Origin of the sequence: Mesorhizobium sp. M1E.F.Ca.ET.063.01.1.1, from assembly GCF_003998155.1 — a bacterium.
GTDB lineage: Bacteria > Pseudomonadota > Alphaproteobacteria > Rhizobiales > Rhizobiaceae > Mesorhizobium.
This window is the reverse complement of record NZ_RZSC01000181.1, coordinates 1-9476: the sequence shown is the minus strand read 5'-3', so window position 1 is coordinate 9476 and position 9476 is coordinate 1. Positions and strand designations below refer to the sequence as shown.

General features: G+C 64.9%; 11 protein-coding genes. 5 read left to right on the top strand and 6 right to left on the bottom strand.

Features of this window, described 5'->3' with window-relative positions:
* The first annotated feature begins 14 nt into the window (after positions 1 to 14).
* The 5 genes from EOA29_RS15190 (at position 15) to EOA29_RS15165 (ending at position 5175) form a co-directional block, all read left to right on the top strand.
* Positions 15 to 1013: an ABC transporter ATP-binding protein gene (locus EOA29_RS15190; protein WP_126090471.1), complete on the top strand. Its 999-nt coding sequence runs from the start codon at positions 15 to 17 to the stop codon at positions 1011 to 1013.
* 226 nt (positions 1014 to 1239) lie between these two features.
* Positions 1240 to 2205 (top strand): ABC transporter permease, encoded by a 966-nt coding sequence (locus EOA29_RS15180; RefSeq protein ID WP_126090470.1) that lies wholly within the window; start codon positions 1240 to 1242, stop codon positions 2203 to 2205.
* Entirely contained in the window at positions 2195 to 3010 is an 816-nt protein-coding gene (locus tag EOA29_RS15175) for an ABC transporter permease (protein WP_126090469.1), read from the top strand. The genes EOA29_RS15180 and EOA29_RS15175 overlap by 11 nt, the downstream gene beginning before the upstream one ends.
* Before the next feature lie 103 nt (positions 3011 to 3113).
* A complete protein-coding gene (locus EOA29_RS15170) occupies positions 3114 to 4541 on the top strand; it encodes a gamma-aminobutyraldehyde dehydrogenase (RefSeq protein WP_126090468.1) in 1428 nt (475 codons plus the stop codon).
* A 148-nt stretch (positions 4542 to 4689) separates the two neighbouring features.
* Positions 4690 to 5175, top strand: coding sequence for an ester cyclase (locus EOA29_RS15165; protein ID WP_126090467.1), 486 nt, complete (start codon positions 4690 to 4692; stop codon positions 5173 to 5175).
* Positions 5176 to 5389: 214 nt separating this feature from the next.
* On the opposite strand, the gene EOA29_RS15160 is transcribed toward EOA29_RS15165, so the two are convergent.
* The 6 genes from EOA29_RS15160 to fdhD form a co-directional block, all read right to left on the bottom strand.
* A complete protein-coding gene (locus EOA29_RS15160; protein WP_126090466.1) occupies positions 5390 to 5704 on the bottom strand; it encodes a hypothetical protein in 315 nt (104 codons plus the stop codon).
* A 29-nt stretch (positions 5705 to 5733) separates the two neighbouring features.
* Positions 5734 to 6096, bottom strand: coding sequence for a nuclear transport factor 2 family protein (locus EOA29_RS15155; RefSeq protein ID WP_126090465.1), 363 nt, complete (start codon positions 6094 to 6096; stop codon positions 5734 to 5736).
* A gap of 78 nt (positions 6097 to 6174) precedes the next feature.
* Positions 6175 to 6648 carry a carboxymuconolactone decarboxylase family protein gene (locus EOA29_RS15150; protein WP_126090464.1) on the bottom strand — a complete coding sequence of 158 codons (474 nt, stop codon included), beginning with the start codon at positions 6646 to 6648 and terminating at the stop codon, positions 6175 to 6177.
* Between the two features lie 96 nt (positions 6649 to 6744).
* Entirely contained in the window at positions 6745 to 8298 is a 1554-nt protein-coding gene (locus EOA29_RS15145) for an alpha/beta fold hydrolase (RefSeq protein ID WP_126090463.1), read from the bottom strand.
* Positions 8299 to 8422: 124 nt separating this feature from the next.
* Entirely contained in the window at positions 8423 to 8737 is a 315-nt protein-coding gene (locus tag EOA29_RS15140; RefSeq protein WP_126090462.1) for a formate dehydrogenase subunit delta, read from the bottom strand.
* A partial coding sequence (gene fdhD / locus EOA29_RS15135) for a formate dehydrogenase accessory sulfurtransferase FdhD (RefSeq protein WP_127221100.1) occupies positions 8727 to 9476 on the bottom strand: 750 nt, incomplete at its 5' end. The genes fdhD and EOA29_RS15140, both read right to left, overlap by 11 nt.

The following is a 9476-nucleotide window of genomic DNA, read 5'->3' as shown; positions in this document are numbered from 1 at the left end:
CGACTGACAGGCCCATGACCTCCGCCGTTTCCTTCAAACAAGTCTCGCGCCATTTCGGCAGCGTGCGTGCCGTCGATGCGGTCGATCTCGACATCGCGCCGGGCGAGTTCTTCGCCATGCTCGGACCGTCCGGATCCGGCAAGACGACCTGTCTTAGGCTGATCGCCGGCTTCGAGCAGCCGACGGCGGGATCGATCTCGATCTTCGGCGAGCGCGCCGAAGGGGTTCCGCCCTACCGCCGCAACGTCAACACCGTCTTCCAGGACTACGCGCTGTTCCCGCACTTTAACGTGCTCGACAACGTCGCCTACGGCCTGATGGTCAAGGGCGTCGGCAAGGCCGAGCGGCTGAAGGCGGCGGAAGAGGCGCTGTCGCTGGTGCGACTGCCGGGCTATGGCGCCCGGCGTCCCGGCCAGCTCTCCGGCGGCCAGCGCCAGCGCGTCGCGCTTGCCCGGGCGCTCGTCAACCAGCCCAAGGTCCTGTTGCTCGACGAGCCGCTCGGCGCGCTCGACCTCAAGCTGCGCGAGAACATGCAGGAGGAATTGAAGTCGCTGCAGAAGGTGCTCGGCATCACCTTCGTCTTCGTCACCCACGACCAGGGCGAGGCGCTGTCCATGGCCGACCGCGTCGCCGTCTTCAACGACGGCAGGATCATGCAGGTCGGGACGCCGGAGGACATCTACCAGCGGCCTAAGACGCGCTTCGTCGCCGATTTCGTCGGCTCATCGAATGTGCTGCCGCCGGATTTCGTCCAGCGCTATTCCGGCCAGCATTGCTGGGGGAGTCTCAGGCCCGAATCCATCCGCGTCACCCAAGCGACAAGCGGCGACGGCGTGGCGGCGCGTCTGGTCGGAACCAACTATCTCGGCGCCACCACCAGGCTGGCGCTCGATGCCGATGGGCTGAGGCTGCACGCCGTGGTGCCGGCGGGCACGGCGCTGCCGGCCGAGGGCGAGGCGGTGATGCTCACCTTCAACCGCGAGCACCTGCATCTGATGGATGAACAGGTATGAGCACGGTTTGCGCGAGGCACCCCCCTCTGTCCTGCCGGACATCTCCCCCGCAAGGGGGGAGATTGGCTGTCACCATTGGCTTCGCCAACTTCCAAGGTTGCAGAACTGGCAAGGCAGACAAGCTGCTGATCTCCCCCCCTGCGGGGGAGATGTCCGGCAGGACAGAGGGGGGTGCGAAGGAACTCGGCCTTACCGCCATTGATCCAATCGACGCGGCAGGCGCCCCATGACCATCGCCGCGCTCAACTCCAACCCCGCCCCTGCCATCCTGCCCGGCAGCGGCGGCTTGCGCGGCGCTTTCTCCGACCTGTTCTGGCGCCGGCCGAAACTCCTGCTTTTCCTGATGCTGCTGCCGCCGGTTCTGTGGCTGGGCATCGTCTATATCGGCTCGCTTTTCGCGCTGCTCCTGCAGAGCTTCTTCTCGATCGACGAGTTCTCCGGCCTCATCAATCGCGAGTTCACGCTGAAGACCTATGGCGACCTGTTCCAGGCCGCCAATCTCGACATCATCCTGCGCACGGTGACGATGGCGGCGCTCGTCACGCTCGCCTCGGCGGTCGTGGCGTTCCCCATCGCCTATTATGCGGCGCGCTATGCGCGCGGCCGCTGGAAGGCGCTGTTCTATCTCGGCGTCATGCTGCCGCTCTGGTCGAGCTACCTGGTCAAGATCTATGCCTGGAAGCTGATCCTCGCCAAGGAAGGCATCCTCACCTGGCTGCTGGTCAAGCTGAACCTGCTTTGGCTTCTGGACGGCTGGCTGTCGCTGCCCATCGTCGGCGGCAACTCGCTGTCTGTGTCCTTCACCGGCACCTTCATCGTCTTCGTCTATGTCTGGCTGCCTTTCATGATCCTCCCCGTTCAGGCGGCGCTCGAGCGCGTTCCCGGCAACCTGGTCGAGGCCTCGTCCGATCTCGGCGCCTCGCCCGGGCAGACTTTCCGCAACGTGCTGTTTCCGCTGGCGCTGCCCGGCATAGTCGCCGGTTCGATCTTCACCTTCTCGCTGACGCTCGGCGACTACATCATCCCGCAGATCATCGGCACCTCGCGCCTGTTCATCGGCCAGGCCGTCTATTCGCAGCAGGGCACCGCCGGCAACATCCCTTTAGCCGCCGCCTTCACCGTGGTGCCGATCGTCATCATGGGCTTCTACCTTTGGGGCGCCAAGCGCATGGGGGCCTTCGATGCGCTCTGATCGCGGCCAATCCGCCCCGCTTCGCCTGAAGATCGCCGCTGCCTGCGGCCTGCTCTTCCTGCACCTGCCGATCCTCTTGATCTTCGTCTACGCCTTCACGACCGAGGAGAAGAGCTTCGTCTGGCCGCCGCCGGGGCTGACCACGCAATGGTTCGCCGTCACCTGGAACCGCCCGGACGTGTGGGAGGCATTGTCGCTGTCGATCCGCGTCGCCGCCATCTCGACGGCGATCGCGCTGGTGCTCGGCACGCTCTGCGCCGCCGCCGTCTCGCAGACGCGCTTCTTTGGCCGCGAGACGATTTCGCTGCTGGTCATCCTGCCGATCGCGCTGCCCGGCATCATCACCGGCATCGCGCTGCGCTCGGCCTTCGCGCTGGCCGACATCCCGTTCTCGTTCTGGACGATCGTGCTTGGCCACGCCACCTTCTGCGTGGTCGTCGTCTACAACAACGCCGTTGCCCGCTTCCGCCGCACCTCCGGCTCGATGATCGAGGCCTCGATGGACCTCGGCGCCGACGGCTTCCAGACGTTCAGGCATGTCGTGCTGCCCAATATCGCGACCGCGCTCCTTGCCGGCGGCATGCTGGCCTTCGCGCTGTCCTTCGACGAGGTCATCGTCACCACCTTCACCGCCGGCCAGCAGCAGACCGTGCCGATCTGGATGCTGGAGGAATTGATCCGCCCCCGCCAGCGCCCGGTCACCAATGTCGTGGCCATGGTGGTCGTGCTGGTGACGCTGCTGCCGATCCTGTTGGCTTACTACCTGACCCGCGACGGCGACCAGATCGCGGGGAGTGGAAAATGAAAACAGCGAATAGGGAGTAGCGAATAGCGAATAGGGGACATCGGCGGTCAAACCCTACTCGCTACTCGCTATTCGCTACTCGCTCCTGATCAAGGAGAACCCAATGGACACCCAGATGCTGATCGGCTCGAAATTCGAGAAGGGCACCGAAACCGAGGAGCCGATCCTCAATCCGAAGACCGGGGCGACGATCCTCAACTTGGCCGAAGCGAGCCCGGCGCAGATCGATGCTGCTGTCAGTGCTGCCGAACAAGCGTTCGTCAGTTGGTCGCGCACGACGCCCGCGCAGCGCTCGGGCTACCTGCTCAAGATCGCCGACCGCATCGAGTCGGAAGCCAAGGAATTCGCCGCGCTCGAGGCGCTGAACTGCGGCAAGCCGATCAATGCCGTGCTGAACGACGAGATCCCGGCGATCGTCGACTGCTACCGCTTCTTTGCCGGCGCGGTACGCTCGATGCCGGGCCAGGTTGCGGGCGAATATCTGCCCGGTCACACCTCGATGGTGCGGCGCGACCCGATCGGCATCGTCGCCTCGATCGCGCCCTGGAATTATCCGCTGATGATGATGGCCTGGAAGCTGGCGCCGGCGATCGGCGGCGGCAACACGGTGGTCTTCAAGCCGTCGGAGCAGACGCCGCTGACGACGCTGAAGCTGGCGAAGATCCTCGCCGAAATCCTGCCCGAGGGCGTCGTCAATGTTGTGCTCGGCCGCGGCGACAGCGTCGGCAACGCGCTGATAAACCATCCCAAGGTCAACATGATCTCGATCACCGGCGACGTCGCCACCGGCAAGAAGGTGCTGCAGGCGGCCGCCAAATCGGTCAAGCGCACGCATCTCGAGCTCGGCGGCAAGGCGCCGGTCATCGTCTTCGACGATGCCGATCTCGGCGCCGTGGTCAACGGCCTGCGCGCCTTCGGCTATTACAATGCCGGCCAGGACTGCACCGCCGCATGCCGCATCTATGCCGGCAAGAAGATCTACGACAAGCTGGTCGCCGATCTCTCTTCCGCCGTATCGACCATCAAGTACAACCAGCCTGATGACACCGAAAACGAGATCGGGCCGCTGATCTCGCGCCGCCAGCGCGACCGCGTGTCGAGCTTCGTCGAGCGCGCTTCGGAACTGAAGCACATCGAGATCACCACCGGCGGCAAGCCGGGCGACGGCTCGGGCTTCTTCTATCAGCCGACGGTGGTTGCCGGCGCGCTGCAGGAGGACGAGATCGTGCGCCGCGAGGTCTTCGGCCCCGTCGTCTCGGTCACCCGCTTCTCGGATGTTGACGAAGCCGTGAGCTGGGCCAACGACAGCGACTACGGCCTTGCCTCGTCGGTGTGGACCAAGGACGTCTCCCGCGCCATGACGACAGCCGCCCGCCTGCAATATGGCTGCACCTGGATCAACACTCACTTCATGCTGACCAACGAGATGCCGCATGGCGGACTGAAGCAGTCCGGCTACGGCAAGGACATGTCGCTCTACGCGCTGGAGGACTACACCGCCGTCCGCCACGTGATGGTGGCGCATGGCTAGGCGCCTTTATCTCTCCCCTTGTGGGAGAGGTCGGATTGCCCCGATTTGCTCTTCGCAAATCGGTTGGCAATCCGGGTGAGGGGTAAGCCTGGCGCCAAGCTGGAACACCTCTCATCCGACCGAGATTCAACCAGGGAGGAAAACAACAATGCAACGCCGCCAGTTTCTGACATCCGCAGCCATCGCCGCTACGGTTCTCGCCGTGACGCCATCCTTCGCCGGAGACACCGCGCAGTCGGTGGTCGAGGCCTATGTCGCAGCCTGGAATGCGCATGACTCGGCCAAGGCCGCCGGCTACTTCGCCGACGACGTCACTTACTATGACGCCTCAGTCGGCAAGCCCGTCACGGGTAAAGACGCCGCCAAGACCGGCGTCATCGACAATTTCCTGAAGGCCGTTCCCGATGCCGTATGGACGATGAAGGGCAAGCCGCTGGTAGACGGCGACCGCGTCTCCTTCGAATGGGAGTTCTCCGGCACCAATACCGGCGCCTGGGCAGACGGCACCGCCGCGACCGGCAAGAAGTTCTCCTTCACCGGCGCCTCGATGTTTTCCGTCAAGGACGGCAAGATCGCGACCCAGAGCGACTATTACGACGCGCTCGGCTTCTACAAGCAGCTCGGCCTGATGTAGGGGCGAGTCGGTGCCCCCTTGCGGGGTCCGAAGGACGGGGCGAGACCCGTGGCTCGCCCCCGGGCGGTGGATTGTCGCGAAGCGACAAGACGGATGAGGGGTGTTCCAGCTTGGCGCCAAATCACCCCTCACCCGGATTGCCAACCGATTTGTGAAGGACAAATCGGGGCAATCCGACCTCTCCCACAAGGGGAGAGGTAGGCCAAGCAGGCCACTACTCGACGATCCGGAAGATCTGCCAAACGCTGGTGCCCGACACCACATAGGGCTCCAGCTCCTTGCCCCATTTGGCGTGCGCGTCGATCTTGCCGATCTTGGCGAAGAACTCCTCCAACTGGGCCAGGCTCTGGACCTGGTGATGCGTCTCGACGGTGGCTTCGCGCGCGCCGATCGAGCCGGTCATGATCTGGAACCCGAGATCGGCGATGCCGACCTGCGAGCCGATCTCGCGTTCCCATTGCCGCATCATCTCGAGCACCCTCTGCTTGTGACCGAACTTGGCGTCGATCTGCCATCTGGCGCTGAACATCTTGGTTCTCCTCCATGTTTTGGGTTGATCTACTCGTCCCACGCCTGCACGACCGTCTGCCGGGCGATGCGGCCGTTCTTCAGCTCCAGCATCGCCGCGCAGAACACCTTCGTGCCGTCCGGATAGACGCAGGCCTGGGTGAAGGCGAGGCTGTCGCCCTCGGCGATGGTGGTGTCGACCTTATGGGTCATCGCCCGGCTGCAGATGTCGTCCCAGAAGGTGCTGATCGCCGCACGGCCGCGGATTTCGCGCGGCTTGCTCGGCGGATTGTTGCGGTCGATCACCCGCACCAGCGCATCGTCGTTATAGAAACTCGCCAGCAGCTTGCCGTCACGGCCTTCGATCGCCTTCTTGATCGCCGCGCCGTCCACTGTTTGGGTCTTGGTCAGCATTTCATCCTCCATGTGTCCGTCTGACCGGGCGTTCGATTGAGGCGCCGCCCGGCGCGAATGCCGGGGCGGCGTTGCGTTTCACTGCGATTTGGCCTTGACGGCGGCAAACAGGTCGTCGGTCTGCTTCTTGAAGGTGGCGAGGTCGACCTGGCTGCCGTTGAGCATGGTCGACCAGTGGCGCACGATCGCCGCCATCGCTATGGCCTCCTTGATCTCCTCATCGCTCGCGCCGTTGGCCTTGGCCGCCAGCGTGTGGAAATAGATGCAGTACTGGCAGGGAATCTGCGAGGCCACCGCAAGGCCCATCAGTTCCTTGGTCTTGCCGTTAAGGGCGGTGTTCGGATTGAGCTGCACACCCTTGATCTCGGCCCAGGCGCCGGCGACCGCAACATCCGGCAGCGTCTTGAACATGTCGGGCACCGTGCCGAGCGTGGCCTGGATGTCCTTGTAGGCGGCGGTCGCGGTAGCGTCCTCGGCCTTCGCGGGAACAATGGTGAACAGCGCGCCAATGCTCGCCACGATCACCAGGGATTTGAGCTTCGACTTCTCCATTTCATCCTCCGTTGGCAGGTCCTTTTCCGGCCTGCATGGAGAGAATTCATAGCGCTCCAGCCCGCAGAGCCGCTTCGCCCGAAAGCGCCATGGCTCTCATGGCCCGTCCGGGCCAGCTTGCCTTGCCGAGAAAGCCGCCGCGGCAGCCCGCGACGGCAGGTCGAGCTTGAGCAGTATGTTGGCGACGTGCCGCTTGACCGTATGCTCGCTGAGCTTCAGTTCGGCGGCGATCGCCGCGTTGCTCATGCCGCCGGCGATCAGGTTCACCACCTCGCTTTCCCGCGCCGTTAGCGCGGCCGGCTCTGCCGGCCTGGATTTGGGGCGGCAGGCTGGTTCCAGATGCTGTTCCGACGTTGCCTGAACCACCGGCAGCGGTTCGCCCAGTTCGTCGAGACTGATGCGCCCGGCATCGACGAAATGCAGGCCGGAACCTACCGCGAGTTCGGAGACCAACCTGGAGGCGAGGATGTCGCCGCGTCCGGCATGGGTGGCGAGTTGCATGGTCACCCGCGCTGTCAGCCCGACCGGCGCGCCGCGCATTTCGATCTCGCCTACATGCACCCCTTGCGCGCTCGCAACGCCGATCTGATGCGCCGCGTCGCGCAGGGCCGCCGCGCAGCGTATGGCGCGCGCCGGTCCGTCGAAGCGCGAGATCATCAGTTCGCCATGCGTGCCGGTGACGCGCCCGCCATGGCGGCCGACCAGCAGCCGCCATGTCTCCTGGAAGCGCTGGCTCCGCTCGTTCCACATCCGGTCGCCGAGCTTGGCCGTGTCGTAGATGCGCGTCACCAGCAGCGCGGCGAGCACGCGCTCGGTGTCGGCCACCGCCGGCTGGCCGGTCAGGAACTCCTCGACCAGGTCGGCCACCCGGTCGACGTCCCCGGTCCAGATCGGATGGTCGCGTCCGGGTATCTCGACCAGCCGGGCGTCGTGGATCTTCCTGGCGAGGAAGCGGCTGGCCTCCGGGTCGACGCGCGCGTCGTTGCGGCGATGGATGAGGAGCGTCGGCGCGCTGATCGCCGGGAGGATCCCGCGCACGTCGATCCCCGCATTCATGCGCGCCAGCGCGGCAGCGGCCGTCGGGCTGGCCGACAGCCGCTCGAATCGTGCCCACCACCGGGAGAAGTGAGGATCGTCCACCCGGCCCGGAGCAAAGTTGGGCAGGGTCGCACCGGTACCCCACGATATCTCCGCCGTTTCGATGAAGGCTTCCAGGCGCTCCGGCGGCATCACCCATTTGTGGAAATGCGCATAGCCGCCATAGAGCACCAAAGTCCGCGTCCGCTCCGGATAGGTGGCCGCAAACAGCATCGCCATCGGCGCTCCTTCCGAGGCACCGAGGATCGCCGCGCGGCCGCTGCCGGCGGCGTCCATGACCGCGCGCACGTCGTCCATCCGGGTCTCTAGGCTGGGCAGGTGATGGGTATCGACGCGGTCGGAAAGCCCGGTGCCGCGTTTGTCGAACAGGATCAGCCGCGAGAAGGCCGAGAGCCGTTTCAACAGACGGCTGTAGCCTTCGTCCTCCCACTGCAGATCAAGATTGGAGATGAAGCCCGGCACGAAGACGAGATCGAACGCACCCTGGCCGATCACCTGATAGGCGATCCGCACGTCCCCGCTACGGGCGTACCTGGTCTCGATCGGCCTCACGCCACTGTCCCGCCCGGCCAGACGATTTCCTGTCGGCGACCATAGCAGAAGCAGGCCGTCGGCGGCAGCAAAACTTTAGAGAGCGGGAATATAAGACCTTTGGCGCCAAGGGACGCGGCAGCTCCTATTTGTGCGGAGCGGTGCTCCCGGCTTCAGCGGGTTTGGCATAGCCGAGGCTCTTGTCGGCCTGTTCCGGCGTCAGCGGACGCTTGATCTTGGCAGAGGCTGCGATCACCAGTTCGTCGAAATCCTCCGGGTCGCCGTCCAGCAGCTCGAAGAACTGCCGCCGCATCCTGGGCTCCCAGAACTTGTTGATGTGCTCGGCAACGCCGGCGATGCCTTCTTCGCGCGGCTTCGAATGGAAGAAGGTGGCGATCTGATTGGCCATGCGCACCAGCTTTTCCTTGGTGCTGGCGATGTGTTCTTCGTCATGCGACATGCTTGGCAACTCCGGAAGCCACCCGGTCCGGGTGGGTGAAAATATCGAAATCGTCGCCGCGCACCAGCGCCACCAGCGTCATGCCGGCGGCCTTGGCCGTGCGGATGGCCAGCGCCGTCGGCGCCGAGACGGCCATGATGATCGGGGCGCCGATGGCAGCCGTCTTCTGCACCATCTCCACCGACACGCGCGAGGTCACCACGACGGCGCCGCTCGCGCCGTCGATGCCGGCTTTCGCCAGCGCGCCGGCGAGCTTGTCCAGGGCATTGTGGCGGCCGACATCCTCGCGCGCCATCACGATGCCCTTGCCGGGAACATAGAAGCCTGCGGCATGCACTGCGCCGGTCTCAGTGTGCAGCGGCTGCAGCTTCGACAGAAGCTTGACCGAACGGGTCACGTCCTCGGCATCAAGCGTAAGCTTGGACGAACCGACCGCGTCGACCGAGCGCATCGCTTCCTCTATGGATTCGATGCCGCATAAGCCGCAGCCGACCGGCCCGGCAAGCCGACGCCGCCGCGCCTGGAAGCGCGTGTTGGCCTTGTCTTTCAGACGGATCTGGATGTCGATGCCGGCGCCGAGATCCTCGACTTCGATCGCCTCGATCTCTTTCGGGTCGGCAACGATGCCTTCGGTCAAAGAGAAGCCGAGCGCGAAATCCTCGAAATCGGCGGGGCTCGCCATCATCACCGCATGGGTGGTGCCGGCATAGGAGAACGCCACCGGCGTCTCCTCCGGCAC